Source organism: Serratia sp. LTN-2 (assembly GCF_059740205.1).
The window spans coordinates 504,491-521,686 of record NZ_JCAXDO010000002.1 but is presented as its reverse complement, the minus strand read 5'-3'; the positions used below and the strand labels follow the sequence as shown (position 1 = coordinate 521,686).

Annotated in this window: 16 protein-coding genes; 8 read left to right on the top strand and 8 right to left on the bottom strand. The window is 58.8% G+C overall.

The window, feature by feature from the left end; all coding sequences use genetic code 11:
* Positions 1 to 124: 124 nt before the first annotated feature.
* The 5 genes from yajD to AC6BYQ_RS06200 all read right to left on the bottom strand — a co-directional run bounded on the left by yajD (position 125) and on the right by AC6BYQ_RS06200 (position 6,389).
* Positions 125 to 466 carry an HNH nuclease YajD gene (gene yajD / locus AC6BYQ_RS06220; protein WP_004939576.1) on the bottom strand — a complete coding sequence of 114 codons (342 nt, stop codon included), beginning with the start codon at positions 464 to 466 and terminating at the stop codon, positions 125 to 127.
* A gap of 54 nt (positions 467 to 520) precedes the next feature.
* Positions 521 to 985, bottom strand: coding sequence for a GNAT family N-acetyltransferase (locus tag AC6BYQ_RS06215; RefSeq protein WP_019453915.1), 465 nt, complete (start codon positions 983 to 985; stop codon positions 521 to 523).
* A 54-nt stretch (positions 986 to 1,039) separates the two neighbouring features.
* On the bottom strand, positions 1,040 to 1,933 hold the full coding sequence (locus tag AC6BYQ_RS06210; protein WP_063918970.1) for a LysR family transcriptional regulator: 894 nt from the start codon (positions 1,931 to 1,933) through the stop codon (positions 1,040 to 1,042).
* A gap of 59 nt (positions 1,934 to 1,992) precedes the next feature.
* The gene (locus tag AC6BYQ_RS06205; RefSeq protein WP_063918971.1) at positions 1,993 to 3,177 is read right to left on the bottom strand and encodes an MFS transporter; all 1,185 of its coding nucleotides are present in this window, start codon (positions 3,175 to 3,177) and stop codon (positions 1,993 to 1,995) included.
* 212 nt (positions 3,178 to 3,389) lie between these two features.
* The gene (locus AC6BYQ_RS06200; RefSeq protein ID WP_498056513.1) at positions 3,390 to 6,389 is read right to left on the bottom strand and encodes an amino acid adenylation domain-containing protein; all 3,000 of its coding nucleotides are present in this window, start codon (positions 6,387 to 6,389) and stop codon (positions 3,390 to 3,392) included.
* Positions 6,390 to 6,718: 329 nt separating this feature from the next.
* Between AC6BYQ_RS06200 and cqsA the strand changes: the two genes are divergently transcribed.
* The 4 genes from cqsA to fabG all read left to right on the top strand — a co-directional run bounded on the left by cqsA (position 6,719) and on the right by fabG (position 11,414).
* Entirely contained in the window at positions 6,719 to 7,879 is a 1,161-nt protein-coding gene (gene cqsA / locus AC6BYQ_RS06195; RefSeq protein ID WP_074054790.1) for an alpha-hydroxyketone-type quorum-sensing autoinducer synthase, read from the top strand.
* A 137-nt stretch (positions 7,880 to 8,016) separates the two neighbouring features.
* Entirely contained in the window at positions 8,017 to 8,520 is a 504-nt protein-coding gene (locus AC6BYQ_RS06190) for a pyridoxamine 5'-phosphate oxidase family protein (RefSeq protein ID WP_197667599.1), read from the top strand.
* On the top strand, positions 8,517 to 10,475 hold the full coding sequence (acs, locus tag AC6BYQ_RS06185; protein WP_498056512.1) for an acetate--CoA ligase: 1,959 nt from the start codon (positions 8,517 to 8,519) through the stop codon (positions 10,473 to 10,475). The genes AC6BYQ_RS06190 and acs overlap by 4 nt, the downstream gene beginning before the upstream one ends.
* A gap of 186 nt (positions 10,476 to 10,661) precedes the next feature.
* Entirely contained in the window at positions 10,662 to 11,414 is a 753-nt protein-coding gene (gene fabG, locus AC6BYQ_RS06180; RefSeq protein ID WP_019453908.1) for a 3-oxoacyl-ACP reductase FabG, read from the top strand.
* 46 nt (positions 11,415 to 11,460) lie between these two features.
* On the opposite strand, the gene lsrK is transcribed toward fabG, so the two are convergent.
* Positions 11,461 to 13,026, bottom strand: coding sequence for an autoinducer-2 kinase (gene lsrK, locus AC6BYQ_RS06175; RefSeq protein ID WP_498056511.1), 1,566 nt, complete (start codon positions 13,024 to 13,026; stop codon positions 11,461 to 11,463).
* A gap of 193 nt (positions 13,027 to 13,219) precedes the next feature.
* Between lsrK and lsrG the strand changes: the two genes are divergently transcribed.
* From lsrG to AC6BYQ_RS06160, 3 genes are all read left to right on the top strand, one after another.
* A complete protein-coding gene (lsrG, locus tag AC6BYQ_RS06170) occupies positions 13,220 to 13,513 on the top strand; it encodes a (4S)-4-hydroxy-5-phosphonooxypentane-2,3-dione isomerase (RefSeq protein ID WP_019453906.1) in 294 nt (97 codons plus the stop codon).
* A gap of 87 nt (positions 13,514 to 13,600) precedes the next feature.
* Complete coding sequence (locus tag AC6BYQ_RS06165) at positions 13,601 to 14,506, top strand: EamA family transporter (RefSeq protein ID WP_498056510.1); 906 nt, start codon at positions 13,601 to 13,603, stop codon at positions 14,504 to 14,506.
* An 83-nt stretch (positions 14,507 to 14,589) separates the two neighbouring features.
* Positions 14,590 to 15,180, top strand: a complete 591-nt coding sequence (locus AC6BYQ_RS06160) for a LysE family translocator (RefSeq protein ID WP_197667334.1) — start codon at positions 14,590 to 14,592, stop codon at positions 15,178 to 15,180.
* Here AC6BYQ_RS06160 and AC6BYQ_RS06155 read toward each other — a convergent pair.
* Positions 15,156 to 15,983: an AraC family ligand binding domain-containing protein gene (locus tag AC6BYQ_RS06155; RefSeq protein ID WP_498056509.1), complete on the bottom strand. Its 828-nt coding sequence runs from the start codon at positions 15,981 to 15,983 to the stop codon at positions 15,156 to 15,158. The genes AC6BYQ_RS06160 and AC6BYQ_RS06155 overlap by 25 nt on opposite strands.
* Before the next feature lie 69 nt (positions 15,984 to 16,052).
* On the opposite strand from AC6BYQ_RS06155, the gene AC6BYQ_RS06150 reads away from it, so the two are divergent.
* Positions 16,053 to 16,271, top strand: a complete 219-nt coding sequence (locus tag AC6BYQ_RS06150; protein ID WP_019453902.1) for a DUF7661 family protein — start codon at positions 16,053 to 16,055, stop codon at positions 16,269 to 16,271.
* 9 nt (positions 16,272 to 16,280) lie between these two features.
* On the opposite strand, the gene AC6BYQ_RS06145 is transcribed toward AC6BYQ_RS06150, so the two are convergent.
* Positions 16,281 to 17,129, bottom strand: a complete 849-nt coding sequence (locus AC6BYQ_RS06145) for a PA4780 family RIO1-like protein kinase (RefSeq protein ID WP_019453901.1) — start codon at positions 17,127 to 17,129, stop codon at positions 16,281 to 16,283.
* Positions 17,130 to 17,196 lie beyond the last annotated feature (67 nt).

The following is a 17,196-nucleotide window of genomic DNA, read 5'->3' as shown; positions in this document are numbered from 1 at the left end:
AGCTTATTTTGCGGTGAATTGCCCGGGTGGGTAAGTAGGAATTTTCTGGGAAGTCGCGGAGCGGATAAGAGGATGTTAATTTAACAGCTTAATAAGTTATTTTCTTATTAAGCTGTTTTCGGCATTACTTCTTCATCATCGCCTTCAGATTGGCGAACGGATTGTGGGTGGCGACGCCGATATCTTTCTGGGCGTCTTCACCCGCCACTACCGTGGAACCGTATTGATCGGCCTCGGTGTATTTCGAGTGTTCATGGTCGTGACAATACAGGCACAGCATCTCCCAGTTGCTGCCGTCTTCCGGGTTGTTGCTGTGATCGTGATCGATATGGTGCACCGTCAGTTCGCGCAGGTTGGAATACACGAACTCGCGCGAGCAGCGCCCGCACACCCAGGGGAACAGTTTCAGCGCTTTTTCGCGGTAGCCGGTTTCCAGCTTCGCATAGTTTTTGGGGATGTAGGCCATGGTGGTTGTCCGTCGGGAATCAATATGCGGTAAATAATACCACACTGCATGCGGCTACAACGTGCGGCTCATCACCGTGACGGTTTCACCGGCGACCCGGCGCTGCTCCAGAGGGCGCCAGCCGAGCTTTTGATACAGCGCCTGCTGGTCGGGCGTGTACAGATAGAGCTCGTCGATGCCTTGGCTTCGGCCGTGCTCAATGCAGCGCGCGATCAGACTGCGGGCGATGCCTTGACCGCGGTGCTGCGGGTGGGTGAAGACTTCGCTCAGCCAGTATTGGCGCTCCGGTTTATCCGCCAGCTCATAAAGCGTCAAACTGGCGGTGCCGAGGATCTGCCGTTGCGGCGACAGCGCCAGCAGCACGATGCCCCGATGATGTCCGGGCTCGCTGCGCTCAGCCAGACGCCGGCTGATGGCGTCGCGGTTGCTCCACTGTGCAAAGGCGCCCCATTCCTGATGCAGTAATTCGGCCAGTTCGTCAATGCGCTGACGATGTGCGAGCAGCGGTTCGATATGCATGGTTTGCCCGTTTTTATTGTCCGTAAGAGAAGCCACTATAGCCGGGGCGATCGGTTAATGAAACGTCTCCATCGCCCAGTCGATAAACGCCCGCAGTTTGCCGCTGAGGTGGCGATTGGACGGATAGACGACATACATCTGTTCCGGCGGCGGTTGCCAGTCGTGCAGCAGGCTGACCAGCTCGCCGGCATCGAGGTGCGGCTGCGCCATAAAACGATAGGTCTGGATGATGCCCAGGCCGGCCAGGCTCGCCGCCAGCAGCGCGTTGCCTTCATTGATGCTGACCGGGTAGCGTTGTTGGATGGCGATCTCTTTGCCGCGTTCGACGTAGCGCTGCGGATGGATGCGGTCGTTGAGCGGGTGGCGATAGTGCACCATCGGAAAACCCTGTTCCAGATCGCACGGGTGGCGGGGCGTGCCGTGGCGCGCCAGGTAGTCTGGGGTGGCGCAGCTGACCCAGTCCAGATCGAACAGGCGCCGCGCGATCAGGCTGGAGTCGGCCAGCGGGCCGCTGCGGATCACGCAGTCGGCGCTGTCGCTGATAAGATCGATAACGCGATCGCCGACGCTCAGATCGATCTGTATCTGCGGGTAGCGCGCCAGAAAGTCGGGAAGGGCGGGCAGCAGCAGCCGGCGGGCGGTGCCGCCGCCGGTATCGATGCGCAGCACGCCCTGTGGAGAACTTTGCGATTCGGTCAGGCAGCCTTCCATCTGCTCCAGATCCGCCAGCCATTTCACCGTGCGCTGGTAATAGCATTCGCCCTCACGGGTGACCGAAACGCTGCGGGTGGTGCGCTGGAACAGCTTGGTCTGCAGGTGATCTTCCAGGCTCTGGATCAGCTTGGTGACCGTGGCTTTCGGCATGCCCAGCGACTCGGCGGCGCGGGTAAAGCCGCCGGTTTCCACCACGCGGTTGAACACCCGTATGGCGAGTAAATGATGGTCCATAGGCTCTCAGCGTAGTGCGCCGGCTGCCGCCGGCGCGTGTTTATGCGGGTAAATAATGATTAACACTGTTTAGCGCCAATCACGCCGGCGCGCAAGCTGAGACCGAACACCAGCGCGGCGGAGAGGATCAGCGCGCCGCCGAACAGCATGGCGCTGCTGACGCCCTGCCAGTCCACCACCTCGCCGCCCAGCAATGCGCCGGAGGCCAGCGCGATTTGGACGACGCACACCAGCAGCGCCTGGCCGGCCTCCGGCGCCTGCGGCACCGCGGCGAACATCCAGTTGGTGGCGCACACCGGCACGGCGCCAAAGGCCAGTCCCCAGACCATCACCATCAGCGTGGCGCCGCCGAGGCCGCTGAGCAGCGGTGAGACGATCAGGATGCCCGCCAACATGGCGGCGATCAGGATAAAGGTGGCGCGCAGGCTGTATTCCCCCAGGCGTTCGCCGAGGAACGTGCCCAGCAGGCCGACGGCGCCATAGGCCAACAGCTGCAGCGAGATGGCCGACGGGCTGAGCACGAACACCTGCTGCAGCAGGGGGCGCAGATAGGTATAGGCGGCGAAGTGGCCGATGAACAGCAGCACGATGGCGATAAGGCCGATGCGCGCCATCGGCAGGCGCAGCGGCAGCACCAGATCGCGCGGCGTGACCGGCCGGGACGGCGGCACCGACGTCAGTAAGCGCAGTTGCGCCAACAGTACGCCGACCGCCAGCGCCGCGCCGCCGAAGAAGGCGGCGCGCCAGCCGAACAGATCGCCGACCAGTGCGCCGATCGGCACGCCGCACACCGCGCCGACCGAAACGCCGCTGAGGATCAGCGCGGTGGCTCGCCCCTGGCTGGCTTCCGGCACCAGATGGCGGCCATAGTTGGCGGCGAACGACCAGAAGCCGCCGACGCAGACGCCCAGCAGCACGCGGCCGAGCAACATCATCGGAAAGTTGACGGCCAGCGCCGCCACCAGATTGGATACCACCAGCAGCAACGACAGCCCCAGCATCAATAAACGCCGATCCAGGCGGCCGGACATCAGGCTCAATGCGGGGGCGGCCACCGCCGCCACGATGCCGGGCATGGTGACCATCAGCCCGGCGCTGCCGGTACTGACGCCGAGCGAGGGGGCGATGTTGGTCAGCAGACCGATCGGCAGAAACTCGGTGGTGACCATGACAAAACAGGCAACCGTCAGCGAGAAGATCGCCAACCACGGGGATGATGCAGGGTTATCTTTATGATTCAGCATAATGCCGCTCTTCTCAGGTGAATGCGCAGGCCGCGCGAGGGGCGCAGCGTGACCGAAATCACAATTTACGGCAGGCGAGAGCGGCGGATAAATCCATTCACGGTGGTTACACTGTTTCTGAGGGGGAATAATCGTGTTCGGCTCAGGCCGTCATCGAGATGAGCGGACGGGACAACAATGGCGGATCCCGCCCGCACCGGTTTTATCGCCGGTCAGTTCACATTGCTTCCTCGATAACCGATCGACTGTCGCAAATAGCGCGCCAGCACTTCACGGGTAAATTGCGCTTCCTGAATCGCACTGCCTTGCAAAAATTTCTTCACGTTGCGTTTGTCCCACTGGTAGGTGTTTTGATACAGCTCCGCCGTCGATTGCCCCCCGGTGGCATTGTCCTTCATCAGGCTCAACAAAGGATAAAGCGGTGATTCGGGGTCAGCTTCCCAATGTTCAAACCACTCGGCCAGTGGTTGGCGTTGGAAGCTGAAGCCAAAATGCTGCTCCAGCAGGCCGAAAAACGCATCCATCGTCAGGCTGTCTTCGGGCTCGGGGGTCAGATGGAATTTATGCCCTAACGCCTGAGGATTCCGGCTGATATGGGCAATCACGCTGGTGATGTAATCGACGGTGGTCAATCCTTCGCGAAACTCGTGCAGCGTGGGGACGATGCCGCAATCCAGGCAGGTCTTAACCAGGTTTCCCCACCACTGATAGTCTGCGCTGACGCCCGTTCCGCTGTGGTTGGTCGCATAGCCCAGCCGGAAAGTCATCATCGGCAGGCCGCGGGCGGCCGCCAGATTGGCGACTTTCTCCATGACCCATTTGCTGCGCACGTAGCCAATATCGGTCAGCACCTCCGGCAGATTCAAATCGATATCGTCATCTTCATGCATGATCCACCGTTCGGAATGCGGCGGCTTCCAGCTGTAGACGGCAATGGAGGAGAGCAGCATCAGCGGTTTGGTGCGCCCCTGCGCCGCAAAGCGAATAATCTCCCGCACCCCCTGCACGTTAATATGCTTCAGGTAAGAGTAAGGCTGGATAAAGTTTACCGCACCGGCAGAGTGATAAACGATGTCGGTCTCCTGACTTAACCGTTGATATTCCGCCGTCGTGAGGCCTAACTGCGGTTGCGCAATATCGCCGCAGAGCGGCAAGGTTCGCGCGAGCTGATCCTCTGTCAGCGCAATGCGGTAGTGCGCGAGTGCCTGCAGCAGCCGCTGCCGCGCAGTATGCGCATCTGGGCCGCGGATCAAGCAATAAATCTTCGCTTCGGTGCTGCGTAGCAGGTCGGCCATAAGGTGGCTACCGACAAAACCGGTGGTACCCGTCAGCAGAATGCAACGTGGCGCGGTAATTTGGCGTTCGTCGAAACGGGGATCGATGTGAAGATCGTCCGGCAAGAAAATATCGTCTTGCAGAATGCGCAGCGGTTCGGCCGCGCTGCTCGGCGAAATAGTCTGGCTGCGCTGCTCAAGCGCTTCGGCTAATAGGCGAATGGTCGGGTGATCGTAGATATCGTGCACATAGGTGCGAACACCTGTTCTCTCTGAAATCGCGACCGCCATTTTTGCCGCCGTCAGAGAGTGGCCGCCTGAATGAACGAAGTTGTCGTTCGGCCCAGGTAAAACGCCCAGAAGTGCCTGCCAGATTTCGGCCAGAGGCGCTTCACGAGGGGTAAAGGACGATTTATGCAAGGCGGATTCGGTGCATTGTCGCTGGTGGTGGGCCAGCAGGGCATGCTTATCCACCTTATTGTTTATCGTCAGCGGCAGACGCGGCAACACGATCATCGCCGAAGGCATGAAGTAAGCCGGCAGTGCGTCGCCGAGATGTCGCCGCAGCGATTCCTGGAACTCATAAGAATCAGCGGCGTGCGAACTGACAAACGCCAGTATGCGTTTTTCTAGCTCGGGCTCGTCTTGCACCAGCGCAACGGCGCTTTTCACCTGCGGGTGTCGCAGCAGGACGCTTTCAATTTCCCCCAGCTCTATGCGGTTGCCGCGAATTTTAACCTGGTCGTCGAGTCGGCCCAGATATTGTATCCGCCCGTCCGGCAGTCGACAGGCGCGATCGCCGCTGCGGTAAAGGCGTGTACCCGGCGTAAACGGTGAAGGGATGAAGCGTTGGTTCGTCATTTCAGCATCGCCTAAATAGCCGACGGCCAAACCGGGACCGCCGATAAACAGCTCACCGGGTTCGCCATCCTTGAGCGGCTGCAGGTTGTCATCCAAAATAAACGCTTCTGCACCCGCGATCGGCATGCCGATGCTGGCCACAGGGTTGGTGCTGGCGCAGGCGACTGGGTTGCAGGTGGTGAAAATGGTCGCCTCGGTAGGGCCGTAATAATCTACCAGCGGGTAATCGATCTGCGACAGGCTGACGGGGTTCAGCTTTTCGCCGGCGGTAAACAGATAACGCAGCGAGAGTTCGGGCGGCTGCGGGGCGCTGACAATCTCCGGCACGAGTACCGTCGGAACAAAAGCATGAGTCAGGCGGCGGCGAGCAAAAAAATCGAGCAGCGCTGTGGGGCTCAGGCGTGTTTCTTCGCTATCCGGCAGCACCAGCGTGGCGCCGCAGATCAGTGGAGACCACACTTCCCACTGGGCGACATCGAATCCTATGCCGGCGATCAGCGTGCTGCGGCAGTGTTGATCCACGGCGAAATTCGCGTTGTGCCAGTTCACCAGGTTGTGCAACGCAGCGTGAGTGATCATGACGCCTTTCGGCATGCCCGTCGTGCCGGAGGTAAAGATCACATAGGCAATGTTGCTTGGCTCAGGCAGGGAAGAGGGGGGCGGTGCGGAGATAGGCTCTTGACTTGGCTTATCAATGGCAATCACCTGCAGCCCCGTTGTTTCAGCAAGATAAGAAAATGCGCTGCTTCCTATCAGTACCGCCGGCGAATGGCTTTGCCCAACAATTTGTGCAATGCGCTTTTCCGGGTTGTGAACATCGATGGGGATATAAGCGGCTCCCGCTTTAGCTATGCCCAGCATGCCGATAATAAACTCCGGCGTGCGTTGGACAATTAAAGGAATACAATGGCCTGGCCCTATTTCCGCCTGCTTCAGTCGGCTGCATAATCGATCGCTTTCTCGGTTCAATTGCTGATAGGTCATTTGCATGTCGCCATAAGCTATCGCGATATTATTTGGAGATTTAATGGACTGATTAATAAACTGTTCTATGACATTGTTAAACGTTTTAGACATTTTGCACTCCAGTTTTTATATCATGTGAGTAATCAATGATTGGACTTAGGCCGGAAAACATCTGTAAAAAGTAAACGTTAAGAGTCCCATTGTTATTAACAGGTGGTTTGCGTTGATGGGAACATACGGATTATGTCGGAGGTTTGCTAAAAATGTATTTTATTTTTACAAAGTGCCGTTAAAGGAATGGTATGAAAATGATTAAACTTTAAATTATTTTATGGTTAATGTTAATTGTGTTGAGGCTTGTCGCAAACTTGACGAGGTAAAGTTCCTTGCGTATATAAAATGTACGCAGTTCTCGACCAACCTACCTGGAGAAATGCAATATGAAGAGAAAAGAGGTTCCTAATTTCTTAAGTAAAAGAATTCATGAGCGTTTTCAACATAGATTCAATACCGAATGGGGTGGGGTTAATTTATTTAAAGTTAATCCGAAAGATGATAATGATGTGATACTTTGCTCCAATGATTATCTGGGGCTTTGTGACGAAGAAAAGCTTCACCTCAGCAACAAAAGAGACAGGACGGGGGAGAAAATCATGTCGTCCGTGTTGCTCAATGAAACCAGCTATCAGGCGGAAGTTGAACGGGCGTTCACCGAGTTTTTCGGCACGGAAGACAGCATCATGTGCCAATCCGGCTATGCCGCCAATACCGGGCTGATCCAGGCTATCGCCAACGAGGATACGCCGGTCTATATCGATATTCTGGCGCATATGTCACTGCATGACGGCGTGCGCCTGGCCGGCGCGACATCCCATCCTTTCGCTCATAACAGCGCCGAAAGCGCCAGAAAAAAAATCGCTCGCCATGGCCCCGGCATCGTTGTCGTGGATACGGTATACAGCTCCAATGGGAGCATGTGCCCCATCGCGGATTTTGTCGCATTGGCGGAGGAAACCGGCTGTGTGCTGGTCGTCGATGAATCTCACTCTGCGGGCACGCACGGCCCGCAAGGACGCGGTGTCGTTTATGAGCAAGGGTTGACGGATAAAGTCGATTTTATCACGGCCAGTCTGGCTAAAACCTTTGCCGGCCGGGGCGGATTAATCACATGCCCGACCATTTTCAAAGACTATTTCCAGCTTGAATCGCACCCGTCATTGTTCAGTTCCTCCGTCATGAACTATGATTTGAAATGGTTTATGGATGCCATTGAATATATTAAAGCGGCGGACAAGAAAAGAGAGAAGTTGCATGCCCATTCGAAATATCTTCGCTCCACATTGGACGATTTGGGATATGACGTCTCCGGCGGCAGCGAGCAAATCATTTCATTGGAGATCGGTTCAGAGAAAGAAGTGATGTCGCTGAAAAACCATCTGGAGAGCAACGGAATATTGGCGACAATCTTTTGCTATCCGGCGACAACGAAAAATAAAGGGAAAGTAAGATTGACGGCAAATGCCAATCTCAGCAATCATGCTCTCGAACGAATTGTGGATGCATTTAGAGAATACAAGAAAATGACTTGCCAATCAGCATAATACTTCCGTCAGATTAAATGGCGTGCTTTGATTTTCTATGATTCGCAACGTTGATTTTTACATTTCATTGTCAGTGCTATATAAAATCTCACCTCTTACAAATTTGTTATTGGGTTTTATTTGGAGGCATTATGTCGATGTCAATTAAAGAGAGAAGTCTTTTCTTATTAAAGCACGCTCAATTTTTCACGCTTGCCAGCCGTTCTTTAGATGGTTCTGTTTGGGCTGCGACGCTCAGCTATGTGGTAAACCGCATACCGCTGAAAATAATCTGGTGTTCGGAGCGACATGCCAGGCATTCTGAAAACCTGCGCCATGATAACAGAGTCAGCGGCGCTCTTTATCTCGCTGACTTGCCCGTAGAGTCTCCATTAGGGATCGATGGCGCGCAGTTTATTGGCGTGTCGAGGGAAGTGTCTGAAAATGAAACGGACGAGGTTTATCGTTATTTTTCATGTCAAAAATTCCCGGACGAGTCTATTCGAACGCAATGGATGCCGCCTTTGTCTGAGTTCGCCCGGCAGGGATCGCGGCGTTTTTATGAGCTGGATATTACCGAACTTTGGCTGCTGGATACCGATCGCTGGTTGGAAAGCAAAAAAGATAAAAGAATCGCCGTCGATCTGAGTAACGGCCTATGAAGCGGCCGCATAAACGCGCAGTTCCCGTCACCGTTGCACAAAACGCGCTGATCAATCGGGCACAATACGAACAATACTACCGGCGTTCAATCCAGGAGCCGGAGGCCTTCTGGAGGGAGCATGGCAAAATTCTGGATTGGATCAGGCCCTATACTCAGGTAAAAAACACCTCGTTTGAACCAGGGCGCGTCAGCATCCGTTGGTTTGAGGACGGCACGCTGAATGTGTCAGCCAACTGCCTGGATCGCCATCTGGCGAAGCGCGGCGATCGGCCCGCTCTCATCTGGGAGGGCGACGATCCGGCGCAATCCCGGACATTCACTTACCGGCAGTTGCATCACGACGTTTGCCGCTTCGCCAACGTGCTGAAAACACTCGGGGTTAACAAAGGCGACGTGGTGGCCATCTACATGCCGACGGTGCCGGAAACGGCAATTGCGATGCTGGCCTGCGCGCGCATCGGTGCCGTGCATTCGGTGATCTTCGGCGGCTTCTCGCCGGAGGCGGTAGCCGGGCGCATTATCGGTTCCAGCGCGAAACTGGTGATCACCGCCGATGAAGGGGTGCGCGCCGGTCGCCGCGTGCCGCTGAAGCAAAACGTCGATGAGGCGTTGAAAAAACCGGGGGTGAGCAGCGTGAGCAAGGTGGTGGTGCTGCAACGCATCGGCGCGTTGATCGGCTGGCAGGAAGGCCGCGACTGCTGGTGGCATGAGCTGATGCAAGACGCCGCCGCCGAGTGCGCGCCGGAAGAGATGAACGCCGAAGATCCGCTGTTTATCATGTATACCTCCGGCTCGACCGGCAAACCCAAAGGGGTGTTGCACACGACCGGCGGCTATCTGGTGTACGCCGCCCTGAGCTTTAAATATGTGTTCGACTATCATGATGGCGATGTTTTCTGGTGCACCGCCGATATGGGGTGGGCGATCACCCACAGCTATTTGCTGTATGGCCCGTTGGCCTGCGGCGCCATCACGGTGATGTTTGAGGGCGTGCCCGGCTATCCAGGCGCCAATCGCCTGGCGCAGGTGATCGATAAGCACCGGGTCAACATTTTGTACACCGCGCCGACCGCCATTCGCGCGCTGATGGCTGAAGGCGACAGGGCGACCGAGGGCACCCGCCGCGATTCGCTGCGCATCATGGGCACGGCCGGCGAGCCTATCAACCCGGAAGCCTGGGCCTGGTATCACCGCGCCATCGGCAATGGCAAATGCCCGATTGTCGATACCTGGTGGCAAACTGAAACCGGCGGCGCCATGCTGACGCCGCTGCCGGGCGTAACGGAGCTGAAGGCCGGCTCCGCCACGCGGCCATTTTTCGGCGTGCGGCCGGCGCTGGTCGATGGCAGCGGCAGGCTATTGGAGGGGGAATGTGAGGGCAACCTGGTGATCCTCGACTCCTGGCCGGGCCAGGCGCGTACGTTGATTGGCGAGCATGAACGTTTCGAACAGGCCTATTTCTCGACGTTTAAAGGCATGTACTTCAGCGGCGACGGCGCTCGTCGCGATGAGGACGGCGATTACTGGATAACCGGCCGCATCGACGATGTGCTGAACGTTTCCGGCCACCGCATGGGGACCGCCGAAATCGAGTCCGCGCTGGTATCGCACCCGAAGATCGCCGAAGCGGCGGTGGTCGGCATTCCTCATCACATCAAGGGGCAGTCGATTTACGCCTATGTCATGTTGAACCGCGGCGAGGCGCCGACGCCTGAGCTGTATGCCGAGGTACGCAACTGGGTGCGCCAGGAGATCGGCGCTATCGCCGTGCCTGACGTGCTGCACTGGACGGATGCGTTACCCAAGACGCGTTCCGGCAAAATCATGCGTCGCATCCTGCGTAATATCGCCATTGGCGATACCGATAATCATGGCGATACCTCTACGCTGGCGGAACCGGATGTGATCGACAAGTTGCTGGAAGAAAAGCGGTCAATGAACCTGTCTTTATAAAGCGGGCATGGCGCTCTCCTTTCATTGGCATTCAATCGATGTCAATAATTTGCCGAGTAATATAAATAATTGTAATTATTACTTATTTTTTTGCTGCATTTTTGACTTCTCGGCTATTCGACTCTAGGGTTAATTGCTTTTTCATTTTATCAACGATGAATGAGGTTGTTTTTAATGGAGGGAAACATGGCAGGCAGAAAGGTGTTGGTGACCGGCGGGAGCGGCGGCATCGGGTTGGGCATTGCGCTTTATTTCGCCAAAAAAGGCGCTCAGGTGGGGATTGTGGGGCGCGGTGAAGAGAGAATCGCCGCTGCGCAAGACAAGGCGCAGGGCATGGGACTGACGCTGCAAGGGTACGCCTGCGATGTCCGCGACGCCAACAAACTCAACGCGACCGTAGAGCGCTTCGCGGCACATAATGGCGGCCTGGATGTGTTGTGCTGCAATGCCGGCGTTTTTCCTTCCGTACCGCTCAATCAGATGACGGAGCAGCAATGGGACGACGTTCACGCCATTAACAGCAAAGGCACCTTCTTCAGCGTGCAGGCGGCGTATCCTTGGCTGAAACAATCCGCCTGCGGGCGGATTGTGCTGACTTCGTCGATCACCGGCCCTTTAACGGGCTATCCCGGCTGGGCGCATTATGCGTCAAGTAAAGCGGCGCAGCTGGGCTTTATGCGCTCTGCGGCGCTTGAGTTTGCCGCTGACCAGATCACCGTCAACGCCGTATTGCCGGGCAACGTCCTGACGGAAGGACTGAGTGAAATGGGGGAGGAGTATATCGCGGATATAGAAAGAACCATTCCACTGAAACGGCTGGGCTCCGTGGATGATATTGCGGCGGCGGTCTGTTTCCTGGCGTCTGAAGACGCCGGTTACATTACCGGGCAGACGATCGTCGTTGACGGCGGGTTGGTGTTGCCGGAAACGCTGGCTTAAGCCGGACTCTCGGGCAAACGGGCGCCTGGCGGCGCCCGTTTGCGTTTTAAAGCCCCGGCGCTTTCCACATGGAGGTGGTCAGGCCGTTATCCACCAGCGTCAGCTGATCGGCGTAAACCTGCCGCCAGTTTTCCTTCTGCTCCTGATACAAGGCGTGGTTGATCATGTCCGGCTGATGTTCGCGCTCCCAGCGCACCAGGCGCTCGCCGGTTTCGGCCAGCGATTCGTACAGCCCGGCGCCGACGCCGGCGGCGATGGCGCAGCCCAGCGCGGTGGCCTCTTTCACCACCGGTACCCGTACCGTCAGCCCGGTGACGTCGCTGAGGATCTGACTCCACAGTTTGCCCTTCGCACCGCCGCCGGCGAACACCAGCGAGCGGGCCTGCACGCCGGAGAAGGCGGCGATCTGCTCCAGATTGCAGGCGGAGACGATGGCGGCGTTCTCTTCCAGCGCGCGGAACAGCGTTTGTTTGTTGCAGCGTTCCGGATCGATCGATAGGTTGATGAACGACGGCGCGGCGTGATACCAGGTTTTGAAATGCATAGCGTCGGAAAAGATTGGCATTACGCCGTAGGCGCCCGGCGGCACTCTGGCCGCCATCTCTTCCAGCAGGCTGTAGGCATCGACGCCCAACCGCTCCGCCAGCAGTTTCTCTTCGGCGCAGAACGCGTCGCGGAACCAACGCATGGTCAGGCCGGTAAAGAAGCTGATGGATTCCGCCTGCGCCATGCCGGGAATGACGTGAGGATTGATGCGGATATTCATCTCCGGATCGATGGCCGGCTCCGGCAGGTTAACGATTTGCTGCCAGAAGGTGCCGCCGAGCACCGCTGTTTGCCCGGCTCGCACGATGCCAAGCCCCAGACTGCCGAGTTGCACGTCGCCGCCGCCCATCACCACCGGGGTGCCGCGCAGCAGCCCGCTCTCCTGCGCCGCCTGTTCGGTGACGCGCCCCAGCACGCTGCCGGTCTCTTTCACCGGCGACAGAATATCTGCGCGCAGGCCGGCCATATCGAGCAGCGCCGGCCGCCAGTCGCGGCTGGTCAGATCCAGCATGCCGGTGGTGCCGGCGTTGGAAGGATCGACCGCCAGCTCGCCGCTCAGCATGTTGGCCAACCAGTCGCTGATCATGGTCAGCGTCGCCGCCTGGCGGTAGATGTCCGGCCGATGGTGCGCCAGCCACAGCAGGCGCGGCATGGCGCTCAACGCCAGCGTCTGGCCGGAATAGTGATACACCTCGCGTTCGAAACCGTGGTTGTGCAGCTCTTTCAGCTCGCTGACTTCGTGGCTGGCGCGCGCATCGACGTTGGCGCAGGCCCAGATCGGCACGCCGTTGCGATCGTACAGAACGATGCCTTCACGCATCGAGCAGCAGGCCACCGCGCGGATCGCCTGAGCGCTCAATCCTGCGCGTTGCATCGCCTGGCGGATGCACTGACAGGCCAGCTGCCAGTTGCGGCTGAGGTCGAACTCCATCGAGCCGGGCACGCCCGGCACCGCCAGATGCTGCCACTCCGCTTGGCCGTGCGCGATCTGATTGCCCGCCAAATCGAAGATCACCGCGCGAATACTGCCTGTTCCTGCGTCCAGCGCCATCAAGTAGTTATCCATAGCCTATGCTCTCAGGGGGAGGAGTGTTAACTATAGATGCCGCCGCCTTGCCCTGCCGGGGAAGGTATGGGCACCGCCGGTGCGATTTGTGAGCCAGGCGGCAAAATTGCCGTTGCGGCAGGGCAATCGACGGGAATGAACCTATGGTTGGAAAGCGCCATGTTACGGCGCGCCGTTTAAACAAGGAGCTGTCATGCACGTCACATTGGTTGAGATCAACGTTAAACAGGACAAAATCGACGAATTTATCGAGGTTTTCCGCGCCAATCACCTGGGGGCGATCGAAGAGCCGGGCAATCTGCGCTTCGACGTGCTGCAGGATGAGCATATTCCAACGCGGTTTTACATCTACGAAGCCTATCGCGACGAGCAGGCGGTGGCGGCGCACAAGCAGACTCCGCACTATCTGCAGTGCGTGGAGAAGCTGGAAGCGCTGATGACCGGTCCGCGCAAGAAAACCACCTTTATCGGCCTGATGCCGGAATAATCGACGGATTTTGCCGGTGTCCATACGCCCGGTTTGGCTGTAACCTGCAAGCTAAAGCGAATTTTCAATGGGATAAGCGGGGCGAGGATGACATTGCGCGATCGGCTGTTGGCGCTGTTGGTGGTGGTGATCTGGGGCGTGAATTTCGTCGTGATCAAGTTCGGTTTACAGGGCATGCCGCCGTTTCTGCTGGCCGGAATGCGTTTTTTGCTGGTGGCGTTGCCGGCGATCTTCTTTATCCCGCGCCCGACCATTCCGTGGAAATGGCTGTTGCTGTACGGCATGACCATGAGCTTCGCGCAGTTCGCTTTTCTGTTCGTCGCCATCAAGGTGGGCATGCCAGCGGGATTGGCTTCGCTGGTGCTGCAGGCGCAGGTGTTCTTCACCCTGCTGCTGGGGGTCGTGCTGATGGGCGACAAGCTGCGCGTCAATCATTTCGTCGGCATCGCTATCGCCAGCGGCGGCATGCTGGTGCTGGCGCAGGCCAGCCTGCATAAGCCGGGCAGCGGCGCGGTGCCTCTGGCGGGCCTGTTGCTGACCCTGGCGGCGGCGTTTTCCTGGGCGCTGGGCAACCTGACCAACAAGAAGATCCTGGCCGGTTTCCCGCAGCGTAATATCTTATCGCTGGTGGTGTGGAGCGCGCCGATCCCGGTGGTGCCGTTCCTGGCCTGCAGCTGGCTGTTCGACGGCCCGCAGGCGGTGCTGAGCAGCCTGAGCCATGTGCAGCTCGGCACCTGGCTGGCGGTTGCCTACCTGGCGTTCGCCGCCACGCTGTTCGGTTATTCGGTGTGGGGCAGCCTGCTGGGGCGCTACGAGACCTGGCGCGTTGCACCGCTGACGCTGCTGGTGCCGCTGGTCGGGCTGTTCGCCGCCTGGTTGCTGCTGAACGAAGCGCTGTCGCCGGCTCAGTTCGGCGGCGCATTGCTGGTGCTGGCCGGCATGGCGGTCAATACCTTCGGGCTACCGCGCCGCCGGGCGGCGATCGCGCGTTAAACCGAACAGGGCAATTCTGTTCAATACCGGGTCGGCGCGGCCCGGCACTCTGGTGCCTGTGAATATTTTCTCAGGTGCCTATCATGAACATTTACCTCTCTATGGCCGCGTTTGCGCTGGCGGCCTCCATCACCCCCGGCCCGGTCAACATCGTCGCATTGAGCGCCGGGGCGCAATTCGGCTTTGGCGCGACCCAGCGTCACGTGTTCGGCGCCACGCTGGGGTTTACCCTGTTGTTGGTGCTGCTGGGATTGGGCATGCACCAGCTGCTGATCCTGTGGCCGGCGTTGACCCGCTTGATCCAGTGGGCCGGTGTGGCCTTCCTGCTGTTTATGGCTTATCGCCTGGCGTTTGATGATGGCAATTTGGGCCGCGGCGCGGCACGGCCGCCTTCCTGGCGCTACGGTGCGCTGATGCAATGGCTGAACCCCAAGGCGTGGCTGGCGTCGGTGGCCAGCCTCGGCGCCTTTGTCGGCGACGGCGATTGGCTGCTGCTGTGGCAGTTCGCCGGGCTCTATTTTGTGATTTGCTATGCTTCGGTGGCCTGCTGGGCCTATGTCGGCGCGATGCTGCGCGGCCTGCTCAGGCAGGCGCGCAACGTGCAGCGTTTCAACCGCGCGATGGCGCTGCTGTTGGCGGCCAGCGCCTGCTATCTGCTGGCTGAGGGTTTTTGATACTGGCCCGGCGTGGCGGCCAACAGCTGTTTGAAGGTGCGCTGAAAGTGCGCCTGATCGGCAAAACCGCTTTCGCTGGCGGCGGCGGCGATCGGCAGGCCGCTTTTCAACAGGCGGTGGCCGTGCTGCACGCGGCGATTGACCAGATAGGCGTGCGGCGTCATGCCGTAACGCTGGCGGAAGGCGCGGATCAGGTAAGAGGGCGACAGGGCGGCGGCGCGGCAAATGTCTTCCAGCGTCAGTGCCTGGGTGCAGTGCGCGTCGATGAACGCCGCCGCCGCTTCCAGCCGGGGATGCGGCGTTGCTTCGGGATGGCGGATGTCACCCAGCGCGCGCAGCAGGGCGCTGAAATACTCCACCATGGCGATCTGCTTTTCCAGCGCGCCGCACTGCGGAGCCGTCAGTAGCGCGTACAGCCGGTTCAGGCCGCTGAACAGCTCTGGATCGCGGCTAAGCGGTTGGCTAAAGGGGACAAAACGGTCGCCGTCGCCGCCGAGCAGTTCCTGCTGCAGTGCGCCGATCCAGGCGAGATCGAGATAGAACATGATGTACGACCAACGGCGGTCGGCTATCGGGTTGCAGGCATGCGCCTGCTGCGGGTTGATGATCACCAGATCGCCGGCGCCGACCTGCATGCGCCGCTCGCCGTTGACATAGGTGCTGATGCCGCCGGTGATGGCGCCGATGGAAAAGAATTCGTGGCTGTGCAGGCTGTAGCACACCTGGCGGCCATCCTCGATGGCGCGTGCTTCGACAAACGGCAACTGCGGATCGCGCCAGAACTGCGGCGTTTTTTCACTCATACGCTTTCCTTTTCACTGCGGCGGCATCACAGTGTTATAGCCTGAAAGCGACGAGAGGGGGAATGGCGGATGATGATTTTTAACGTGTTCGGCCGCCTGGTGGGCGTGAAGCGCATCGGGGACGAATGGCGGTTGTTCCGCGTGACGCTGCCGGAGCGCAAGTATTCCCCCAACTACGATATCGTGCTGCCGGCCGAACTGCGCGAAGAGGAGATCGCCGGCTATCTGGGGGATATCTATCACGAGGCGGCGACGCCGCAGCGGCCTGACGTGTTTCGCGTCGAATAGCGCGGCGCGTTACTCTTCCGTATTGCGCGCCATCATCCGGCGTTGGTGCTCCTCGCTGGCGGCCTGGATCTCTTCCAGCACCGAGCCGACGTCGGCGCGCTTCTGGATTTCGCTGAACCGGCCGCTGAGCACGCTGTCCGGCGTCAGGTTGCCTTCCTGATACAGCGCCCAGATCTCTTTGGCGTATTGGCTGTCGCGCAGCTCCGGTGCGAACTGGCCGTAATACTCCGCCAGATTGCCGATATCGCGTTCGAACATGCTTTTGGCGTGGTTGTTGGCGGCGGCGTCCACCACCTGCGGCAGATCGATGATCACCGGCCCGTCTTTATCCATCAGCACGTTGAATTCCGACAGGTCGCCGTGCACCAGCCCGGCGCACAGCATGCGCACCGCGTAGTTCATCATCAGGGCGTGATCGGCGCGCGCCTGTTCCGGCGTCAGGGTAACATCGCTCAGGCGCGGCGCCACCAGGCCTTCTTCGTCGGTGATCAGCTCCATCAGCAGCACGCCGTCCAGGCAGATATCCGGCTGCGGCACCCGCACTCCGGCCTTGGCCAGCAGATACAGCGCGTCCACTTCGGTGTTTTGCCAAGCTTCCTCTTGCTGCTGGCGGCCGAATTTGGAGCCTTTGCTCATGGCGCGCGCGTCGCGGCTGTTGCGGACCTTGCGCCCTTCCTGATAGTGAACGGCCTGCTTGAAGTTGCGCTTCTCGGCCTCTTTGTACACTTTGGCGCAGCGGATCTCATCGCCGCAGCGCACGATAAACACGTCGGCTTCTTTGCCGCTTTTCAACCGGCGGATGACTTCGTCGATTAACCCGTCATCAACCAGCGGCTGGAGTCGTTTTGGAATTTTCATGCAGCCTTGTACCCTATTTAGGCTCCGGTGTGAATGGCTTGCGCAGTTGATAGCGTAAGTTAGACCC